9 protein-coding genes and 1 riboswitch are annotated in these 22,204 nt (G+C 64.9%); of the genes, 1 reads left to right on the top strand and 8 read right to left on the bottom strand.

Annotated elements, in window-relative coordinates; translation table 11 throughout:
* Nucleotides 1–22: 22 nt before the first annotated feature.
* From CKO40_RS08165 to CKO40_RS08135, 7 genes are all read right to left on the bottom strand, one after another.
* Complete coding sequence (locus tag CKO40_RS08165) at nucleotides 23–694, bottom strand: TonB family protein (protein WP_200345715.1); 672 nt, start codon at nucleotides 692–694, stop codon at nucleotides 23–25.
* 15 nt (nucleotides 695–709) lie between these two features.
* The gene (locus CKO40_RS08160; protein WP_200345714.1) at nucleotides 710–1,114 is read right to left on the bottom strand and encodes an ExbD/TolR family protein; all 405 of its coding nucleotides are present in this window, start codon (nucleotides 1,112–1,114) and stop codon (nucleotides 710–712) included.
* 11 nt (nucleotides 1,115–1,125) lie between these two features.
* Nucleotides 1,126–3,117: a DUF2341 domain-containing protein gene (locus tag CKO40_RS08155; protein WP_200345713.1), complete on the bottom strand. Its 1,992-nt coding sequence runs from the start codon at nucleotides 3,115–3,117 to the stop codon at nucleotides 1,126–1,128.
* 105 nt (nucleotides 3,118–3,222) lie between these two features.
* Nucleotides 3,223–4,827, bottom strand: a complete 1,605-nt coding sequence (locus CKO40_RS08150) for a ShlB/FhaC/HecB family hemolysin secretion/activation protein (RefSeq protein WP_200345712.1) — start codon at nucleotides 4,825–4,827, stop codon at nucleotides 3,223–3,225.
* 225 nt (nucleotides 4,828–5,052) lie between these two features.
* Complete coding sequence (locus CKO40_RS08145; protein ID WP_200345711.1) at nucleotides 5,053–15,756, bottom strand: two-partner secretion domain-containing protein; 10,704 nt, start codon at nucleotides 15,754–15,756, stop codon at nucleotides 5,053–5,055.
* Nucleotides 15,757–15,939: 183 nt separating this feature from the next.
* Nucleotides 15,940–17,655, bottom strand: a complete 1,716-nt coding sequence (locus tag CKO40_RS08140) for a hypothetical protein (protein ID WP_200345710.1) — start codon at nucleotides 17,653–17,655, stop codon at nucleotides 15,940–15,942.
* Nucleotides 17,656–17,709: 54 nt separating this feature from the next.
* A complete protein-coding gene (locus tag CKO40_RS08135; RefSeq protein ID WP_200345709.1) occupies nucleotides 17,710–18,411 on the bottom strand; it encodes a VPLPA-CTERM sorting domain-containing protein in 702 nt (233 codons plus the stop codon).
* An 86-nt stretch (nucleotides 18,412–18,497) separates the two neighbouring features.
* A riboswitch (cyclic di-GMP riboswitch) is annotated at nucleotides 18,498–18,575 on the bottom strand.
* Between the two features lie 374 nt (nucleotides 18,576–18,949).
* Here CKO40_RS08135 and CKO40_RS08130 point away from each other — a divergent pair.
* Entirely contained in the window at nucleotides 18,950–19,420 is a 471-nt protein-coding gene (locus tag CKO40_RS08130; RefSeq protein WP_200345708.1) for a ribbon-helix-helix domain-containing protein, read from the top strand.
* Nucleotides 19,421–19,632: 212 nt separating this feature from the next.
* On the opposite strand, the gene CKO40_RS08125 is transcribed toward CKO40_RS08130, so the two are convergent.
* Nucleotides 19,633–22,098, bottom strand: coding sequence for a tetratricopeptide repeat protein (locus CKO40_RS08125; protein ID WP_200345707.1), 2,466 nt, complete (start codon nucleotides 22,096–22,098; stop codon nucleotides 19,633–19,635).
* Nucleotides 22,099–22,204 lie beyond the last annotated feature (106 nt).

The raw sequence follows: 22,204 nt of genomic DNA, 5'->3' as shown, positions 1-22,204 counted from the left end.
TCGCGCAGCGCAACCGCTACTTCTACAGCCTCGAGGTAACCCGCAGCTTCACGGGCTGGGGCATGTCCTCCGGCGGCGGCTGACTCAGTCGCGGTAAGGAGGAGAAGGCGAGACGCAGCGACTCGTCGGTCTTTCGATCGCCCGTGCTGCTCAAGAGCTCGTATCGCTCGATCCGTCCCGACTGGTCGATCCACAGCTTGACCAACACCGAGTAGCCATGATCGCGAACCCCGGAGGCCGCCGATAAGGCATCGACGATGTCCTCCTTGATGAGCCCGGCATAAGACCCGAAGCGGCTGCCGTCGCTGAGCAGACCGCGCCCGCCCTTCCGCCCGATCAGGCCGAAACCGTCGCCGCCCGCTCCACCTTCGGCATCCAGCCCCAGCAGATCGCCGGCTGGAGGCTCGTCGTTGACCAGGTCCGGAAGCTCTTCCGGCACCTCTTCCGGCTCCGGCTCCGGCTCCGGCACCTCTTCCTTCATCTCCGGCTCCGGCGGCTTCTCCACCTTGGGCGGCGGAGGCGGCGGAGGCGGCTGGACCAGCGAGATCTGCTGCACCGTCTGCTTCGGCGCAGGTGGCGCGCCGGCGAGCAAGCCCCGCAGCAGGTACACGAGAAACCCCGCACCCAGCAGCACAAGGACAATGACCAACGCCGGGAGCGCCTTCAGCAGCCTGCGTCGGGTATTCGTCGCCATGACCTGGAGTCCGCCCTACTTGACCAGCGCCTGGGTCACCAGTCCCAGCTGATGGATCTCCAGCCGCCCCGCAAGATCGAGCACATCGACCACCTTCTGGTAGGCGATCTGGCCGTCCGCCTTGACCACGACCGGCAGTTCGGGATCGACCGCCTTGTAGCTGGTCAGGCGCGACTCCAGCTCCTCGAATGAGACGGGATAGGTGTCGAGGAAGATGGTGCCGTCCTGAGTGATGGTGATGGCCTTGGTGCGCGGCTTAGCCAGGCTGGGTGTGTCGCTCGCCTGCGGCAGATTGACCAGGATGCCCTGCACCGTGGCCGTCGTCATGATGATGAAGATGATCAACAACGTATACGCAACGTCGAGCATGGGCGTCACGTTGAGGTCGTCGTAGATCTTGTTCTCGATGCGGAAAGCCATGAATGGGCGCCTCACTCACCGTGATATTCGCCGATATTCGCGATGAGCTCATCGGCGAACACCTGCATGTCCGCGAGCATGTCGCGGATCTTGATGGTCAAGTAGTTGTATCCGAATAGCGCGGGGATCGCGACGACGAGTCCAGCCACCGTGGTCAGCAGCGCCGCGGACACACCGGGAGCGATTGCGTTGATGTTGACGTCACCCGTCGCGGCGATGGCGGCGAAGGTGATCATGACGCCGACCACGGTGCCGAGCAGACCGAGAAAGGGGCCGCCGCTGATCGCGATGGTAAGCAGGACCATGAGGCCGTTCAGACGCTGGGTCTCGCGGACCGTGGCACCGTCGATCGTCGCGCGCACCGAGCTGAGTGCCGCCGGCGTCAGGCCGGCCGCCCGCGCACCCGCCGAGCGGCCGGCGCGCTGATGGATGTCCTGCAGACCGGCCCGGTAGACGCGGAACAGGGTCGAGCTCTGATAGTGGTCATGCTTGCCGAACAGTGCCATGAGCATCGGCGAGTCGCTCAACCCCTCGTCATCGCTGCCTTCGTCGTTCTTCTCGAGGCTCGCGGCACCGGCGCCAAGCCGACGAAAGTCTTGCAGAAAGGCGCGGTTGTCCTTCTGAATGCGCCACAGCGTGAAGCCCTTGCTGAACATGACGAGCCAGCTGGCGGCCGACATCATGGCCAGCAGACCAATGATCACCCAGCCATCGTTGGAGACGTTCTGCAGGATGGACCAGAGATAGGTATTGCCGGCTCCGCTCTGGCGCTTTTCGTCCTCTCCGAGGACGATCAGCGCGGCGTCCCGACCCTGGATGTGCGACGCGGCGGCGATCCGTTCGGGGCTGCGCAGGACCTTGGCGATCTCCACCTGATCGACCTGCCCCACGAAGGACTCCGCACCGTTCGCGAGTGCACCCAGCGTGAGCCTACCACCCAGCTCTACCAGCGGCACCGGGACGGTTGCGGCCTGCTCGCCGTCGACATACAACGTCAGGCCGTCACCACCGGCGCCCAATGCCAGGTGATGCCATTGCTCAGGCACGAGCTCCGGGGCGGCAGGGGTCTGGTACATCGCGCCAGACGAATCCGTGAAGCGCGCGAACGGGGCATTGCCGGACAAGCCGAGCACCAAAGAGCCGCCGGTATCCTCCAAGGAGACGATGATCGCCTCGCTCGCGGCTGTCGAAGCCACAGGAGCCACCACGGGGGTTGTCGAGGCCGCACTTTCGGTGCCGCCAACCGGCGAGGACGCCTCCGCAGCAGCCGCGGGCTCCTCCACCATCTCCGCGCCCGCGTCCGGCTGAGCCAGTGATGCGCCCGCCGCCGTGTCATCCGTGGCCACCGCAGCGCCTGGCCTTACCCAGGCGGAAAAGGTCCAACCAGTATCGGGCACCAATCGCAACGAGGGCGTGACCGGCACGCCGAGCACCTGCCCGCCCTCGAGCTTCGCACCCGCCGCAATGAACGAGGCCTCCTCGCGCTGTGCGGTCCAGATATCCGGCTCGTTGCCATAGGCAGTCAGGTCGCGAGGCGCACCCGCGGGCTCCGAGAAGCCGAGCACCAGCGCCTGCTCCTTGTCGAAGGTCCCAGCGGAGTCATCGCCAGCGGAGACATTCGGGCTGCCGTAGTACATCCAGATGCTGTCGTTGTCAGACCCCGCCAGCAGGCGCGGGATCTTCACCCAGATCAGACCGATCTGGTTGATCGGATCGAAGCGCTCGACGTAGTACTTCAGCGGAGTCTCGTCGTCGCCGGCAATGAAGCGCAGATCGGCGCCTTCCGGCGCCACGTCGAGAAAGTAGGCGAAGTTGCCGGTGTGAAGCCGAATCAGCACAGGGACCTCGTCCAGCGAAGTGGCCAGATTCGCGCCGGCCGCACTGGTGTCCAGCGTGATCTTCTTGCGGAAGTCCCAGTCATCGTTCCACCATGCCTGGGCCAGGCCGGGCAGAAGACAAGACAGGGCTAGGGTCAGCACCCGGGACCAGGTCACGGCAGTCATTCCTACGAAATCCTCGAGCTCGCTCGTTTACAGGACATTGATTGAAAGATGCTCAAGCACCGCGGATCGGGTCGGATCGTCCGTTCGACAGACGCTGCGACAACGCTAAAACTCGTAGCCCAGGCGAAAGTGCCACCGAGGGTCGCCGGCCGCCGTCGCCGATGCGTCCAGCAATGGATAAGCCCAATCCAGCTCACCTTTGAGGCCACTCCAGGCTGTTATTCGCATCCCCAGCCCAGTGCCCATCAGATCGGCCTCTCGATCCTCGCCAGGCAAGGGATCCTCGACATGCACGTACCCCCGATCCAGAAACGCCAGGAGCATCAGACGATTCAACGGCTCGCCGATGTAAGAGGCTAGCGCGGGCGAGCGCAGCTCGACGGTCGCCGCCAGGCCATGGTCACCCAGCTCCTCGCATTCGACATATCCGCGCACAGTCTCCACGCCGCCCGCGCAGAACTGCTCGCTGCTGACCAGTGGCCCGTCCGCGACCTGCCACTCCATCCGCCCCATCAGGCTGAACTGCTTCGGCAGACGCTGCTCACGCTCCAGGGAGCCCGTCAGATAGATGAAATTCGGCTCCGCCTTGAACCGCTTGCTCTCGAACTCCTCTTCGCTGTTGATCACGCCGCGCGGCGCGAAATGCACACCGGCACTGGCTCGCGTTGTGCCCGAGGACCCCAGAAAGGTCGCACGGTATTCCGCGGAGAGCTTGAGATAGTCGATGGGTGTGGCCAGGTCACCAGCTCCGTCCAGGCGGACGATGTCCTCCAGGTCCTTGTAGTCCAAGCCCGCACTGAGGCTGTGGAACATCCCTTCGCTTCCGCGCAGCGGAACGATGCCGCGCACTCCGAAGATGTTGCCCTTGCCGATAACACCCAGTGTGCCAAGGCTGGCCACATCGCTAGCGGACTTCACCCCATAGAGAACCACTTGCTTGCCCGAGTCGCCGAGCGGAAACAAATATGTGCCTGACAGCACCTTGACCTCTTCCCTGTTCTCGGGCGAGCTGAGATACGATAATGACAGGCTGTGTTGACGCTGCCAGAGGTTGTCGTAACGGAGTGATCCGGAAAGCCGAGGCTTGGTGGTATTCTGCGTGTAGCGGTTGTTGAGCTCGATGCTGCCGTGCAGGGGGAGCTCGTCCTTGACCTTTAGCTCCGCCTCCACCGACCCCGGCTCGCGTCCGGCTCGGAAGATTGGCGTCACGGCACGGTCGGGCGAGGCCTGGTTCAGCTTCGCCAACTGCTTCTGCGCCGTCGGCAGGTGCGGTATCTCGCCAGGCGCCAGGGCCGGCACCTTTTCGCGGATCTTGCCCTGGGAGAAGTACTTGTTGCCTGTGATGCGCAGGCGATCGATCTTGCCCTCGATCACCTCCAGACGAACCACCGCGTTGCTGACGTCCTGCTCCGGGATGTTGACCAGCACCGTCCCGTAGCCCCTGGTGCGGTAAAGCGATTCGAGAGCGGCCCGTGCCGCCTCGATATCCTCAATGGTCTTTTGGGGACCGAGATGGGAATAGACCGCTCGCTCGACGTCCATGGTGTCGAGCAGGGTGTTGCCGTCGACGCGAAACTCCCAAACATCGAAATGAAACCGCTCTTGCGGAGCGGGCGTGGTCGCTTCCCTAAGGGCTTCGCCCGATGGCTGCTCTTCTACACCAAACGCCATCCCAAGCCCCGCTGCCAGCAGAACGGCGGCCAGCAGCATCTGACCAAGCACAATCGTCGTCTCCCGAGAGTCGGCGGCAGAACCGAGCAGGCAGCACTAACGGCGGCCGCTCGGTTACCCGATTCCCGGTATTCTAATGATCAGACGTTTCACTCTAGTTACAGTTGCGGGTACCACCTGTTGCGGCTCACCCAAGACCTGCAAGCGGACGGCAGGTCGCTGACCAGGCGCCAGCGGAGGGTCGGTAAGCGCCGTCCATTGCCCTTAGCCGTCTCCGAACCCGACGACCTCCACGTCGATCACGGCCATGCCCTGGCCGGCCTGCGCGCCACTCTCGTCCGCTCGACTTGCCACCTGGCTCGCGGTTGCGTTCTCCGCAGCCTTGCTGGTGCTCGCAGCCACACCAGTGGCGCCGGTGAGACCTACCGCGACACTTGGGGGGGGACCTAATGAGAAACCCACGGCGAAACCGCCGATGTCGATATTGTCTGCACCCTCGATCGCGGTCGCGCCAACGGTTAGGTCTTGAGCTGCTCTGATTCCGGCATCACCCGCGTTCACCACGCCGCGCGGCGCGAACAAAACGACATTCACCCCCTGCAGACCGCTGCCCTCGATCGCAGGGGGGAGCTCAATAATGGACTCTCCCGTGGGGCCGATACGGTAGATCGGATTCGGGATCGACGACACGGTCTTCGCACCCTTGCCGGCATCAATGCTGCCGCTCGAAGACCAAACCAGCAGGTCCCCCTGCAATGCAAAAGCTCGGGTCGAATTCACCAGCAGATCCCCCTCGACGAAAATGCCGATGTCTCCGTTGAGCGCCGCCACGATACCGAGATCCTCGGGACCCTTCGCGATGATGTCGCTGTTGGCAGCCCCGGCATTGATACTGCCCGCCGGCACCAGCATCTCGATATCACCGCCATCGAGCGTCTGCACCTGGCTCAGGAGCAGACTGATGCCGCCATCGCCCGCCCTATTGGGAAACAGCGTCTCAATGGCCGCGAATCCCCGCGAATAGTCCTCGGAGCCACTGGTGGTGGCATCGGTCCCGGATTCCTTGAGCTCGTTCAACAACATCTTGGCAACAAACAGCCGTTGCTGCCGAGGATTCAATGACTGGAAGGTCGCCAAGGGATCGCCATTGGCCACCTCCACACCCAGAGTCCCGAGGAAAGCATTCAGCGTCGAGGAGCACGACCACGACGCGCAAGCACCACCGGCGGACGTATAGGTGTCGTCGTTGAGCAGATAGGTCTCAAGGAAGGCATCGTAAGCCGGCCCGTCTCCCACGCCTGCCAGCAACAACAGATTGGCTCCCTCATCCGCCAGGACCCGGTTGTCGGCATCACCGACGGACTCGATCCCATCGCTGGTGCCCAAGGCAATCGAACGACCGGCGATGAACATGGCCGCCCCAGGACCGGCGATCTGGTACTTGGTCACGAAATCCTTGTTGGTGCCTTCCGCGGGGACGTCGAAGTCGCTGGTAATTGGGTTGCGAACCGTGTCCTGCACGATATCGCGGCCGGCGGAGAAGAGGCTTACGTCTCGCGAGCGGACATTTTGTACGTCGACGCTCAGATTGCTGAGATCCTGGCCCGCCTGAAAGATCGAGGATTTTGCCAGCTCCAGACGCCAACGCGGACTGTCCAGCGCGGTCACGGAGCCCTCGAGCGCCACGAAAAGGTTCGGCCGCTCGTCATCGATATGTACTGGCACCAGCGCATGCTCCGAAACCAAATCGCTCGTGCTCGGCTTGTCGATACTCGGAAGCAGCGCCGAATCCTGGTCCGACTGGGCCAACTTCGAGTTGGATCCAGTCAGGTTGGCCGCGGCCAACAGCTCAATCTGGCCCTGTGGTGAGGGGTACTGGCTAAAATCCCCCGCCAAGGCGACATCCCGACCATGACTGACCGCGCGCAGGACCGGCGGCAACTGCCCGACGAACCCCGGACCGGATAAAGTCACATCGCTGGCCAGGCTGTGCAAATCCACACCGGCCGTCTCGGAGTAGGTATAGAAAAGACTTCTGAAATAGGCTTCCGTATTCGCGATGATGCTGGGATCCGGGGCTGGCTTTTGCGCCTCGTAGGCCGCCTGAGTATCGCTCAAATTCACGGTGGTCGGATCGGAGATTCCCCCGACATCCAAATCGCCGGTTGCCAAGACCTGCATCTGGGCATCAAAACCGGCGTATAGCCTCAGCGCGTCGCTCGAGCCGGCGACGACACGGTCGCCGACCTGCACGTGCGCCAGACCCGAGCCGAGGTGAAGGCTGCCACCTTCGAGGTCGCCACCTAGGGCAACCAGAAGCTTCCCGCCACCGGCCACCTCAGTGGTCTCTAGAGCTTCGCCGAACTTCTCGCTGCCAGGGATGTTGGCATCCTCGACACCCGCGATGGCTCGTCCGGTGGTGGGGACCGCGACGGCGACATCCACCAGGCTCCCGCCGACACGCAGCTCGACCGTGCCGCCACCCAAAGCGCCGATTCCATCCGTAAAGCGGTCGAAGGCGATGCCCCAATGGGCTGGCACCGCACCAGCGTCATTCGCCAGGTCATTGCCTGTGCCTATGAAAGCCTCACCGATACGGGGCTGCCAAACCGTAGGCAAGCCCTGAACAGCCTCCGCTTCGACGTCGCCCCCCGCCGTGATCCTTACGTCGCCGCCGTCGGTGACGAACTGCGCGCCGCCACCGAGCCATGAATTGAAGTAGAACTCGGTATCAAAAGGGCCGGAACCGGGCAGGACGGCGGTGACGTTGTCGGACAGCCCGAGGTTGTGACCGGCGGTATAGATGGCCGCGCCCGGCTCCAAAGTCAGATCGTCACCGGCCACCACCTCGATATCCGCCGTGCCGGTGCGGACCCTGCCCTGTAGCCAAAGGTCACCGATCCCGCCGATGGCCGCCGATAGATCGGCGCTGGAAGTATCCGCACCGGCCACCAGACGATAACCCCAGGAGGGAGGCGGCAGAGGATTGCCGTCTGCATCGACTTGAGTCGCAACCGCCACGCGGTCCGGATAGTCCGGCACCAGGACGATATTGAGGACTGGGATCCTATGGCCGGGCTGGTCGAAGAAGGAGTCCGTCAAGTCATCGGCAAGCGCGAGATCGCCCGCAGCGCGCAGAGTCAATTCACCCGCAATGACCGGATCGTTGGCGGATTTCTGGAAATGCCACCCCTGGTAGAAATCCCATGCATCCTCCAGTATCAATCCATCCGGGCTCTCAAGAACCAGTCCGGGCACCACTTGAAAGCCTCCTGCGGTGGTGTTTGCGTTTTGAACGAATTGATCGATCTCGGTCTTGATCGCCGCGATGTCACCGGCGGTAATGCTGGCGTCGTCGAAAATGCCGTCAGAGTCCAAGGCCCTGTCCAAGTCGAATGTCATGGTGCCGACCTTGTCCCCGATCCCGACCACCTGTGTCCCCACGAGCTCAGAGCGTTGAGCGCCCCAGACCTGAGCGTCCATGTCTCCCAGAACCAGCGTCTCGGTCTGGCCGTTGCCGTCAACATCGAGTCGTCTGGTGTGCACCAGGACATTGCCGCCACTCTGCCGCGGAGCCACGACGACGCGATCCTTGGTGCCTGGAGTGCCGCTTGGGCCGCCAGTCACATCGATGATTGCCCCCGACTTCAGATAGACCGCGTCGCTGGCGCCCAACGGGTCGGAGCCGTCACTGTCGAGAGCGAAGAAGTCGATCCGCCCGCCCTCGGTCCCCGGCGCGGGATTTCCCGCACCATCTGACGCGCCCCGGGCGCGGAGCACGGCGGTAGGCTCCAGGGTAACCGAGTCTCCCGCTGCCAGAACGATGGTCCCGCCGTCCTCCGACATGGAGCCGGGGTTGCGGCCGGACGCGTCGATGGTGCCGGCGATTGTGACGTCACCAGTATCGGAGACGGCGCGCACCTCATGCGCCCGGACGACCTCCGACTCCCCCAAGGTGATGCTTTGACTGCGCAGACGCACATGGCGCCGAGACGAGAAATCCCACCCGAGCAGTTGGTTGAGCTGACCGTAGGCCGCGTCCGAGGCCACGCCGGCCACCTCGAGCTGCGACGCGTCGAGCAAGAGCCCGCCGCCATCGCGTCCAGATAGGAAACGCGCCCCCGGCGCAACCGAGAATGTTCCGGCTGGCGCATTGATAAGCACTTCTCCCGCGCTGCCCTCGACCGGCGAAGGCGAGACGTTCAGCTCGGCGTTGGACGCCACCCGGATGGAGCCATTCTCCGAGCGCAATCGGATGGTACCGCCCGGGGTGCCCACCATGGTCGCCCCAAAGTCGACCGTTAGGCCAGCTGCGCTCAAGACGGCACCGCTGCCAATCATCAGGTCCTGTTGGGCCAGGAGATCCACTCGACCGGACGGCAGCAGCAAGTGACCACCAAAGGTCACATTGTTACCCGCGAGCAGCAGCTCACTTCCAAGCCCAGTGCTCCCCCCAGCCAGCGCGTCGGCCCGTCCCCCAGAGATCACCAGATCCGCTCCCAGGGCACGGATCGCGGCATCGACTCCCTGGGTGGCGGAAATGACCGGAGCATTCAGCGTGACAGGGGCCTCCGCGGACAGCTCTCCGTCGCCGGCCATCAAGACATAGTCGCCCGCCCGCAATGCCAGGTCGCCAAACCCTTGAATGGTGAAATCACCACCCCCCAGGATCAGTCGCTCCGCGCTCAAGCTTAGACCACCCGCGCTCGGGCTGAGGCCGCTGGCCGCCAGTGTGCCGCCCGATCGGTTGCTTAGCTGGATCTCGTCCGCGACCAGACGCGCGAGGTCATCCGCGTTGCCGGCACCAACGATGCCCTGGGCGTCAATGGCGAGCCTGGCGAAGTCGATGTCTTCGCTGGCCCCCGCCCCGGGCAGCGAGCCGTAGACGGTCACCACCGAATCGCTGCGCAGCCGCAGGTCCCCGCCGGCGATGCCTGAGAGCCTGGGATTGGACAGGATCATTCCGCCGGTCAGGCCGAGACCCTCGACCGCGCCGAGGCTGATGCTCGAAGCACCCAGGCTAACGATCGCCCTGCGGCCGTCGATGGCGGCGGCGAAATCGGCATCGCCGGCGACATCCGCGACCACCGCACCGGGGGCACGCAGCAGGGTACCGGACCCGACGCTCAGATAGCCTGTCAAAGATTCGGTCGAGCCAGTCCGGTCGAACGTCAGTCGGCGGTTGGAGACGGCCAGGGCGGCGGCGTCGCCCCCACCGTCCGATCCGTCGATTCGAAGGACGCCCCCATCGTCCGTCGCAGCGCCGGAGGACGCCAGAAGGGTCGTCCCAACCCCCGAGGACGCGGTCTCGACCCTAAGCCTGTCGGCGACCAGAATCAGCTCTGGAACCTCTAGGCGCACACCGCTGGCAACGGTGAGCGCTTCCGCCTTGGGGCTGACGCTCAAGCCGTCGGAGGTGAGCGAGCGGCGCCCGCCGATCAGCAGACTCTCCGCACCCAGGCGCTCGATCTGCTCCACCAGAAGCTCGACACCTCGTCCTGTCGCTGCTTCCCTGCTGGGCAGCACGGAGATCGCATCGGCAATGATGTCCACTTGCGGACCACGCCCTGCCGGATCGCCACCCTGGACAATTCGGCCGCCGAGCGTCAAGGCACTGCCGGCCTCGATCGTGAGTGCGCCGGCATCCCGAGGGGAGCGCGGCATCGAGCTCTGATAGAGGTCGCCGAGGGGTGTCTCCAGGTACTCCGCGCGCTCATGCACCCGGGCCGCGCTCGCAATGACGAATCCCTGGCTGCGGCTGGACAGGGTAGCGCTGCCGGCCGAGCCGAATCGGCCAGCCACCACGGGCGAGCCGTCCGCGCTGGACATCCCAACGCCCGCGCCGAGATCCTGCGTGCCCGCCAGGGGCGTCACCAGATATCCACCAAACAAGGCATAGCGGGCCGGGAGCACGGCGTATTCGCCAGCCGGCAGCCCCGGCAGCCCTTCTTCGAGCACCAGAGTGTCCCCGATCCCGATGCCCTGCACGCTCTCCGACGCCGGCGTTTCCAATGGGTCGTAGGGCGCGAACCCATTGAGGCCCGGTACGATCGCGAAGGACGGGTTCGCCTCGACGCCGCTACCGCTGTCGAGATCGGCCAGCAGGATATCTCTGGATCCGCCGGGGCCGGGAATGAATTCCGTCGCCTTGGCATCCGTTCCACCACGCAGATCGAACCTGGCACCCTCGGCAATCTCGATCGCCGGCCCTTTCAAGGACAGCGACTGCTCGGGCAGCCTTCGCTCGAATGCCGGTATCTCCACGGACTCGACGAAGACCAGATTGAGCTCGTCCGGACTGCTCCTGGGCACGAGCAAGTCGCCCCCTGGCTGGGTCCGGAAGAACGGCGCCGCGACCCCGTAGGCGGACGTCGAGGTCAGACTCGCAGCCCCCAGTTGCAGGACCGAGCCCGCCTCAAGCGAAAGTGCACCGAGAGGCGCGAAAACGTTGCCGTTCTGGCGGATCACATCCGCATGGACTTGCAGGGTACCGCCAAGCGACAAAGGCGCACTCGGGATGGAAGCGTCACGGGGATCGATACGCAGTGTCCCGCCCGCACCCACCACACGCAGCTCGAAGTCCGTGAGCGTCGTCGGATAGACGCGCCGCGCCAGGATTGACAGATCGCCAGCGGTGCGAAACAGACCCTCATAGACCTCTTTGCGGTCGGCACGGACGCCGCGCATACGGAGATCCGCGGCCGCCGACAGCACGACACCGGGCGTGCCACTGCCCGCATCGCCGAACCCCTGAGTGACGAGTTCGCCGACCAGCTCAATCAGATCGGCCTCGATCCGCAGCCGGCTACCCCCCGCAACCGGCAGCAGATCGAGCCTCTGACCGGCGTTCTGCTGGGCAACCCCATTCGCATCGAGGATCACGTCCGGAACCGAGCCGTCGAGGTGCACGCGCGTATCCGACGAGCCGATGGCAACATGGGGCGCCTCGAGCACCACCTCATGATCACCGGTGGAGCGCAAGATCGCCGCATCCAGCACCAGGCTGCCTGCTAGGCCCAATGTCAGATCGCCAGTGAACTCGATGATCGGGAGGGAATCCAGCGTGTCGGGCACCGGAAGGACTTCGGCGTCGGGATCGCGTCCCGGAGCGTCATCGACGCCGTCGGAGGAGCTGCGCACGGCGACCCGCAGCGAGGCGAAGCCCCCTGGCTCGATCTGGCCCACCGGGACGAAGGCGCGGTTTTGCAGGTCGTCACCGATGGGCTTACCCGGACCCGGCAACACACCCCGGAAATCCTGCATCAGTGCGATATCCGGGCCGAGATCGAATACGGGCGTCTGGAGAAGAGCGGTGGCAGACCTGCCGCGGGTTTCCGCGCTCAGGGTCACCGTCAAGGACCCCGGCTCCTCGTCGAGCACGCCACGCCCGGAGAGTCGGCCACGGTACGCCAGAGACTCGGACGCGGACAGCTCGATCTGACCCGCCCGGGCACCCACGCGCACGCGTGGCCCCACGCCTCCCAGTCCCACATTGAGCTCCGCCGAGACCGCGTCGACGTTGATCAAGGCGCCCTCGGAGCCGATCAAAGAGCCCTGGTCGGCCCGCACGCTGACGCGGCCGGCATCCAGGACTTCGCCGACCTGCTGACCCATCCTGCTCGCCGGATCCACGCGCACCGCGCCAGGGGCCAACAGCCGCGCCTGCGAGCCGAGCCACACCTTGCGAGCCGCGTCGAAACTGCCTTCGGCACCGGTCTGTTGCACCTCGACGGTTCCCGCCGGAGCGTCGATGGTCCCGTCGATGAAGAGACTCGCGACCGATGTCAGGGCAACCCGTGCACCAGGATCGCCGATAATGGAGGCGCCAGACCCCAGGTTGAGGGCACCGGTCGAGCTGGAGCTCAGCGACAAGTCCACCGGCTGACGATCGTAGTCGTTCAGCAGCGCTGGCTCGGCGAAGTGAGCGATGGAGTCACCGCTCGGCACCAGGGCGACGGACCAAGCGGCGGGAACGGGATTGGCCGCTTGGAGTCGGATCTCGGTCCCGGGAAGCACGCCCAAGCCAGCCCGATTAGAGCGCAAACTGAAGGACTGAAAACCGCCCCGCTGGAAGATGCCCGCATCGACCACCAGGAGGTTGCGCGCGATTCCCTCACCGATCGCCAGCGAGAGATCCCAGGCCGACAATTGGTCCTCGGACAGCGAATCCGCCGTCCCCCACTGCTCCAGACCCCGCCACACGGGATCGTCGCCGGCCAGCGCCCGACGCTCCCAATCCGTCAGCACCTCGCTGTCGACGGTGCGAAACCGCTCGGCGCCGTTCAACCCGAAGCCCGCCGACGCTGCGCCCTGGATCGTGCCGATCAGGATCTCATCCGTCGCGATCTCCAGGGTCCCGCCGCTCGCCATGCCGAATCCACGCAGCTCGCCTAGGATCTCCAGGCGCGAGGGCAGATCACCATCCTTGGATCCGCTTTTCAGCAGGATCTCCCCCGCACGGCCGCCCGTGAATGCGCCATCGACGGAGAGATGGGCGCCGCCGCTCACGTCCAGCGAGGCATTGGCGGCGATCTCGACCCCGGTCAGCGCGCGGTTGTCGTCAGAACCGTCCAGGGCGGCGCCAATGCGGATGCGGCCGCCCTCGGTGACAATAGGGCCGGTCCGGGAGGCACCCTCGATCAGCTCACTGTCATTGGTCCAAGTGCCGCTGACATCGATGATGCCGCCGATGCGCCCGAGTGACGCCAGATCCAACGCCTCCTCCGAGAAATCACCGCTGCCCGAGAATCCGGTCTGCCGCGTGATCGCGACGTCGCCCCCGGGAATCCGCACATCGGCGCTCACCAGCACCTGCGCACCGCTCAGCTCCAGCTCACCATAAGCCGGAAGCTGGATCGACTCGTTTAGAATGATGCGTCCCGTACTGGTCAGACGCGCACGCGAGAGCCCGCTCTGGGTGAAGAGCGCCGGGCTGAGCACGACCGCTTCGATCGACGAGGCCGGGTAGTCGTTGCGGGCGTCCTCGTCCGACAGCCCACCGATGAACAGGTCCGGGAAACGACGATCCAGCAGATTGAAGGTGAGCCGGCCACCCAGGGGCACCTGATCGAACGGCCGAGCATAGGCCGCCACGCCTGCCGCCAGCGCCGGACGGTAGCGTTGGTAGTCGCCCGCGATGGACGCCGCCAGCAGATCACCTTCGAAGATGATGTCCGGCGCACTCAGGATCAGCTCACCGGCATCCTTGCCCTCGACATAGCCGCGCTCGAAACTGCTTCCGAGCAACGAGGGAAACACCTCCCGGATACCCCATTTCTCGTGGTTAACTTCCAGATCACCGAGCACCCTGCGGTAGCGGACGTTAGGGTCGGCGTCCGAGATGTCCACCACCCGCCCATCCGCCGAAATCAGCTTGCTCGTGGAGACAGTATCGCCAGTGTAGGTCACCATCCCGCCGCTGATGTCCAGCACCGCGCCTGGCGCCACCCGTATGCGGCCCGTCGATTCCAGCCGAATGGTCCCGCCAACGGACAGCCGCTCCCCGGCGTCGCGCATCAAGGCCGCCGCCACGGCGCTGTCGATGTTGAGAAAATCCGTGCCCCGGCGGATGTCCACGGTCAGGGTCTGGTTGCGGATCGGCCCATCGCGCTGCAGCGGCGAATCGGCGAGTTCGTTGCCGCGTGCCTCGACCTGAACGAAATTGCGGGCCACCGAGACCTGCGTCTGATCATAGCCGGACACGTCGACGATCGCGCCGGACTCGCTCAGGATCTCCGGGCCGTCCTCGGCCGGGGCCCGTACCTGCCCGAGATCGGTCCCGCGCCGATTCGGATTCACCAGCGCCTGGACGAGGACGTCGCCGCCGGGGGCGATCACGCGCGACCCCGATCTCAAGGTGACCTCCTTGCCGCGCAGCCTAATCTCCGATCGGCTCTGGGCCTGGGCGTCCGGGGCCAGGACGCCGCTCGTTTCCGGGACCACCTCGGTCACGCTGCCCGGCCCGAGCGTGAGTGTGCCGGCGTTGTCGGCGACCGAGCTCCTCGGCGCGGAGGGAGAAAGATCGCCATCCGGGCCACTCATGTCCTGCGCCATGAGGCGAATGGAGCCGTTCAGGGACACGCTGGTGGTCGCGCGCACCAGGCCGGACTGGTTGACGGCCATGCCGACCAGCGAGATGTTGCCCCGCTCGGCGATCAGCTCGCCGAAGTTGTGCACCCCGCGATAGGGCGCGTCCGCGGTGGGCTCGGCTCCTGTCTTGACCTCCACCAAGAGCCCGCGAAACTCCGAGTCTTCGGCGGCGATGTAGACGCGGTCGTCCGGTGCGGCCAGCACGATCTGGCCCTCCGGCGACGAAATACTGCCGCGATTGACGACCGAGGGGGCGAACAACATGACCCGTCCGTTCTGGCCTGAGACGATGGTGCATCCCGGCGCGCACTCGATGGCGCCCATCTCCGCGGTCGGATCGGCGTTGTGGCGTTTGTCGAAGGCGGCGAAGGTCTCGGGGCTGGTCAAATAGTCGTTCGCGCCGGCATCCGGGCGATTGATCGCATTGACGAACCCGACGTCTTCGTAGACGGTGTCCTCGATATCGAGCGTCGAGGCGATCAGGCTGTGGACGTTTACCCTGGCATTGTTACCAAACAGGATGCCGTTTTGGTTGATCAGGAAGATGCGGCCGTTGGCGGTGAGCTGACCGTCAATCAGGCTACGCCCGCCGTCGCCCAGCACCCGGTTCAAGGCAATCGAATTCTGGCTCGGCTGGCGGAACTCCACCGCCTTGCCCGGCGCGATGTCGAAGCTCTGCCAGTGCAGGATGGCGCGGTCGGCCGTCTGGTCGATCCGTAGTTGATTGTCGTTGAGGTAGCGCCGGCTAGCCCCGTCGAAGCGAAATTGCGCGTGGTCGGTTGGAAACACCCTCGGCAAGCCGGCGGGCGGCTCGCTCGCCGCGAGCAGGCTCGGGCCGGCGCCCGCCAGCGCAATGAGGACAGCCGTGCATCGCCGCATTCTCAAGTTCCTCAACCGACCGCCTTCTCAGCGTCCAACGCCGCGACGGCGCTGACCGAATCGGCCGCGACTCGGCCGCATCGGCGGACCTCCGACAATAATGAATCCGGGCGAGGCCCCTCGCGAAGCCTCGCCCGAATGTCTTCTACAAGACTCTGGATGGCTATGCCACCCGCGATCGCTTTACAGGACCGGCGCCTGGGCCGCACAGCTGTAGGGGTCAGCCGAAGGCGTTTGACGTGCGTTCGGTGTCGCCGGGATGGCGCCGCCGCCCGGCACCGTCGTCAGGAAGCCACCCTGCCACTCGTCGCCGCTGCCTGCAGTGCCGTCGGGATCAACTTCGAAGGCGGTGTTGACCGCGTCGATAGCCAAGGGGTCGATCGCGGCATATTCCTCGAAGTAGGCGTCCAGAACCGCCACATTCGCCGCCGTGGAGCGCATGCCGCCAGTCCGGGGATCTGCTTTTCCTGAGCCGTCAACCCGGTGCTGGAACGAGAGATAGTAGGTCTGGGTGTAATTGCCGTCCGCTGCCTCGACAAGCGTCGGGGGAACTGTATTGACCCGCACGAACCGATAGGCGTAGCCCAAGTCGGTGTTTTTCTCCAGTGAGTTGTAACCCATGGCCCAGGCCTCGGTCTTGTAGTTGTAGGCCGGCTTGAAGGGATCGGATGGGTTTGGGACGGCAGGAAGACCCGTCCCAGGGACCACGGAGGAGTCGCCTTTGGCGTCGCCCAGGGTCGGCGGCAGAGAGGTGAAGTCGCCATTGAAGCCCGCGCCGGTGCCCAGGGCGTCCAGGCAATCGTCCATGTCCGAGGAGCCTTTGTTCGCGTAAACGCCAACAACTGACCCCGCGACGGCGACCCCGTTGTTCTGCTCCAGCATCGGGAGGTCCGAGTCCTGGAGGCAGCCGGTCCCCATGTATTCGATGGAGTGCTGGGCGTGGGTCCCGGAGCCGTTGGTCCGCTTGCAGATGTACACCTTATTCCCTTCCGCGACCGCGTTGGCGCCGCTGACCGGATCGAGCGTCAGGCCGTAAGGCTTGAAGTCGGCCCAGCTCTTGACACTTCCAGTGAACACCGCCGTCACGTCACTCTTCGCCAGACTCGGCATGCAGTCCACCGAGTCACGCTGGGCGCGGGTCGGATTCGCCGGACAGCTCGCCATCCAGGGCATGCCGGCGGCCTGCTGGCTGTCCAGCAGCTCGTCGTACAGGGGCAGGGTCACGGCGACACCGAACACCAGACCCGGGCCGCCTTGCTTCTTGAGGTTGCCCCGGTCGATGTAAGGCTGGGTTTCCTTGGACGCAACACCGACCGGCTCAGCGCCAAAGTTCAACGCCAGCGGACCGACGAAACGGTCCGGCTCGATATCGGAGACACCGGCGTCTGGGATCTGCGCGACGAGGGGTGCGTTCGGGCACTCGTAGAGGTTGTAGGTGCGGCTGTTGTCGGTGACGAAGGGGATGTTGCGGGTCGGGGCGCTGCAGTTGGCAGGTGCCGCGTCCATGAAGCTCACGGTCGTGGCGTCGGCGACAGGGGCGACGCCGGTGGCCGAGCCGCCGTTGAACTTGTAGACGGCGATGCTTTTCGCGTCCAGGTTCGCGTCGTTGAAGCCGGTCTTCGTGGTGCACTGCACGACGAAGTGATCGCCCTGCTCCAGCAGGTCGCCAGCGAGCACGTCCGTCACGCCGTTGGCATTGCTGATCTGATCCACGTATACGTTAATCGCGGCGGCGTCGAAGTCGCAGAGACGCAGGATGGTGTCTTCGCGCAGGAAGTTCTGGGGCGCCGTGGCACCGCTGATGTATACCTCGTGCGCGGCACCCAGGCTCGCGGCCTGAGCGCCGCCGCTCAGCGCCAGGGCGACGCTGCTGACCAGGATCTTGTACTGAACGTTCATGAGAGGTCTCCTTAGGACAACTTAGGTCGAACGACGATCGGCGAGAAGCTGCTCTTACGCGGCGCGGCGGCGACCGAAGGCAACGAGCCCGGCAAGAGCCGAGCCGAACAACCAGGCAGCGGCGGGCAGGGGCACGACGGCCGGGGTATGGGCATAGGTCACTTCACCCGCGGCCGACAGCGACCAGGAGCCGAGGGTCTCCGTGCTCGTCTCCACATTGGGAAAGGCGACAGATTTGTAGTAGGTGAAGGGCACGGAATCACCCACGCCGACGGACCTATTCATCCAAGTCGTCATTTGGGGATTCTTGAAGCCCTCGGGATCGCCCGGGTCGACCACCTGAACGTAAGGATTCCCATCGAGGTCGGCGCCAAAGTCACCGAAGTTCAGATTCTCGAGGTAAGTGTTCAGGTTCGTGTCGTAGGCATTGATGCGGGCGGGAGCCGAGCCGGTATTCAGCGAGGTCTTGTTCAGGCCGTAGAACTCTGAGCTACCGCCAGCCGCCCAGATCCGAAAGCTGTCGTAGCCTTGAGTCCCCATGAAGTCCTGGACGAGCGGCTGCACGCCCAAGCTGTTGGAACTCCAACTGGTCAAGCCAGCACCGGGAGCGAAGTCGACCGCGTGCAGGCCGGTGTCGAGCACCAGGGATTGTTGGTCCGTCAGGTCGGCATCGAGAGCGCCGATGGTGACGATGACGCTGCTACCGCCGGGCGCGGTGGTGAGCTCGACCGTTGCCGCAAAGGCACCGCTCGCCATGGTGAGTGACGTTGCCGCAGCGAACGCCTTGATTGAAAAGTGCATCGATTGTCTCCGTGCGTTGAGGTTGTTAACCGTCTCGAATCGGTAGCAACCCGGCCGTCTTGCACGCAAGACCCGTGGCTTTCCGGCCCCGCTTCGCAGCGGGTGTGGCCTTCCCTTTCAGTTCTTGAACACTTTGCGCATGTCAAAGAAGCGTCCGGCCGCTCCATCTGTTCCATCGGCCCCGTCGGGCCGCTCGATCACCGCCCCCGATGGTGGCCGCTGCTCATCCATTCCGCGCCAGCCGCCCTCCTCTGACACGCTGCAGAGGGTACTTCGGCAGGCGGATTAACTTCAGTTAATCTTTCATGAAAGAAAGGCGTCATGTAATACGTTTGTATGCGTGGTCTCGATCGATCCGCTGAGCCTCGGTCACTTGAGATCGATCCAGAGGGCGACACCCTGGCCGAGCACCGATGCCTTAATACCGTTGAAACAAGCATCACTTATGCTCCGACGACTGAAGAAAGCATCTACCGAAGTGGAGAGCCTGGCGTTGGACGCGGACAACAAGAAGATCGTCTCGCTCCGGCTGAACGTCGGCGATCTGGACAAGGTCAAGAGGGTCGCCCGCCGGTTGCGGGTGCGGGACTCAGCGGTGCTCCGGTTCGCGATCAAGGAGATGCTGCGCCGCTTGGGTCCGCTATGCGACGAGATGGCGGAGGGGGTGGACCTGATGCCCTTGTTCATCGAGATGGGAGAGGGCCTGACGAGCCACTTCGAGCTCGACCAGGCGCGGCTGGAACGGGTGATCAACGGCAACCTCTCGGATTTCGCCAAGCGGGTCGATCCCGACGACATTGCTCTGATCTCGATGGGCGAGATGCCGACAGCCCACACCATCCTGCGACTGCGCGAGCTGTGCGGTCGGCCCGTCACCGCGACCGATGCGCCAGCAGAGGTGCGCAATTATCTCTATGACAAGTACATCAACGGCTTGCCGGAGGGCGATGATCAATTCCGGTGATTGAAGAAGTGAATAGAGCCATTCCCAGAGTTGCCATTTCCAGAACTCAAAAACTCCAGTGACGGTTTATTCACGTCCGTAAACGAAGTGGCTCTGACCAATTGGAAGATTCGGAGCCTTCAGAGCGGAATCGGACAAGCTGCCCCGAGATCCGACTCAGGATCGCCGGACAAAAGCTCTGCGGGATATCTCGGGGACAGATGGAGCTCAGTCTAGAGCTTGGCCAGCGCTTTCTTGGCCAGAGCCCGCGCGGGCAGATCCACATCCAGCGCGGCGGCGCGCTCGAGCTGCTGTTTGGCGTCGATGGTGCGGCCAACGGCCTTGTAGGCCATGGCCAGGTGGTACAAGACGTCTGGTCGCTCCGATGCACCCGCGGCGGCCGCCTCGAGGTGAGGAATTGCCCGGCCCGGCTGGCCGATCTTGTAGAGTATCCAGCCGAGTGTGTCGCGGTGGAGCGGGCTCCGCGACTCCTTGAAACGCTGCGCCACCTCCAGCGCCTCGGCCAAAGCCTCATCATCCTTCGGGTCCTCGGCAAGCAGCACCGCGAGCCTCTCGCGGGCGACATCAAGATCGGGGCTTTTCACGAGCAGCGAGCGGTAGAGCTCGATCGCGCCGTCCCGGTCGCCCTGGGACTCGCGGAGCGCGGCGAGCCGCAGCACCAGTACCGACGCCTCCTGCGTCTCCTGCGTCGCCTTCACGCCCTCCCGCAGGGCCGTCTCGGCCTCCGATACGCGCTTCTGGCCCTGCAGCAACCGGGCACGATTGAGGTAGGGTACCGCCCAATCAGGACGCACCGCCGATGCCTGCTCGAAGGCGGCGAGCGCCCCGTCGGGCTGCTGCGCGAGTGACAGCACCTCACCACGCAGGTTGAGCGCGACGAAGTTCTGTGCGTTCTTCTCGATTATCGCGTCGAGCGTGCTCAGCGCCTCCTCTGGCTGCGACAGCGCCAAACGGCTTCGCACCAATCCTTCGAGCGGCCGTATGCCTCCGGGCTGGAGCTCCAGCGCCGCCTCGAAGGCGGTGACGGCTAGGGTGTGGTCACCCGCTACCTGGCGCGCCAGGCCAAGCAGATAATGGCTGCTCGGGTCTTCGGGGAGCCGACTACGCAAGGTCTCGGCAGCCTCCACGGCGCGCTGCGGCCGGTTGGTCTTCAGGTAAAGCTGGGCCAGGGCACTCAGTCCCGCGCCCTTGTCGGTGCCCCGCTCGGCGATCTCTTGCAGCTGGGCCTCCGCATCCTCGACGCGCCCGAGGCGGGCGTAGAGCCCCGCCAGTTGCAGCGCCGCAGCGTCCACGGCCGGGTTGACCCGCACGAAACGCTCGAGCTGGTCCAGCGCCAGCGCGGCATCGCCCTTGGCGAGATAGGCGCGCACCAGGAGCTGCGACGCCGTGAGCGAAGCGGGACGGCCGGCGGCTACGGAGCGCAGGTCGGCAATCGCCCCGTCGAGATCCTTGTCGGCCAGACGCAGCGTGGCGCGGGCGATCAGGGCGTCACCGTCAGTCGGGCTTGCCCCCAGGACTTCCGCAATCAGGCGCGCGGCCCCTTCCTTGTCGCCCTCGCTCAGGAGCATGCCGGCTAGGCCCTTACGCGCCGCCAAGCCGGAGGCGGCGATGCCGCGGCACTCGATCAGGGAATGGAAAACGGCCTTGGCTGCATCCAACCGCTTTTCCGCTACATACAGCCGTGCGAGAGCGAGCTGCAGCTCCTCGGGCTCGCCCAACGCGTCGATCTGCGTCAGGAGCTCCGCCTCGGCGGCCTCCGGCGAGCGACGTTGGCGCAGCAGCTCGACCAGCACCAGCCGCGTCTGAATCTCATCCGGATGGGCCGCAATGCGCTCGCGTAGCACCTGCTCCGCCTCGTCGACCTTGTCGTCGCCAGCGAGCGTCTGGACTAGACTGAAAACCGCCGCGGGGCTCCCGTGAAGCTGCTCGGCGATCTCCCGCCGCAGCCGGACCTCGTCCTCCGGTTTCTTCTCGCCGCGGTAGAGGTTGGCGAGGAGCGCGCGCAACCGCACCGAGTCAGGGCTGTGCGTCAGCCCATCGAGCAGTACCTTCTCCGCATCATCGGCCAGCCCCTCGCGCGCCAAGGCGACCGCGAGCGCAGCATAAGGCTGATCGCTCGTCGGATCCGCCGCCAGCGCCTCCTGCACGGTGGCGCGAGCCGCCTTCATATCACCCGCGCGAGACTCAAGCGAGGCGCGCAGCAACAGAGCACCGGCATGCTTCCGGTCGAGATTCAGAGCCTTATCGACCGCGCGCCGCGCCGCTTCGGGGTTCCCTGCGGCCAATAGGATCGTGCCCTGGTCGACCGTCGAATCGATGTGATCGGGATCGATCTCGAGCGCCTTGCCGTAGCCCGAAAAGGCCAACTGCCAATCGCGCTCCTGCTGAGCGATACGTCCAAGCAGGTACCAGGCATCGGGCAGCCGCGGATTGATCCGCAGCGCGCTCTTGAGCTCGAGCCTGGCGTTCTGATAGTCGCCGGCTTCGTAGAGGTCACGCCCCTTGTCGAGGTAAGCGGCAGCGCGGTATTCGCTCAGATCGCAGCCGGCAAGCAGCCCGAGCGCGATCGTGAGCCAGAGAATCAGTCGGAATCGAAAGAACAACTCGAGCACGGGGAGCTCCTGCAATGCACGGGCGTCAACACGGACCTTGCCCCAATCAGGGGGCGATGCAAACAACGGAGGCTACACCATAAAGATGACGATCTGATTGACGAACTCCGGCAACGGTCCACCTGAGCTCAGCTAGACCGAGTGCGTCCGGCATCCTGTGTGGAGGGCCTCA

The sequence above is a fragment of the Halochromatium glycolicum genome (assembly GCF_016584085.1).
GTDB classification, from domain to species: domain Bacteria; phylum Pseudomonadota; class Gammaproteobacteria; order Chromatiales; family Chromatiaceae; genus Lamprobacter; species Lamprobacter glycolicus.
This window is presented reverse-complemented; position numbering and strand designations above follow the sequence as displayed.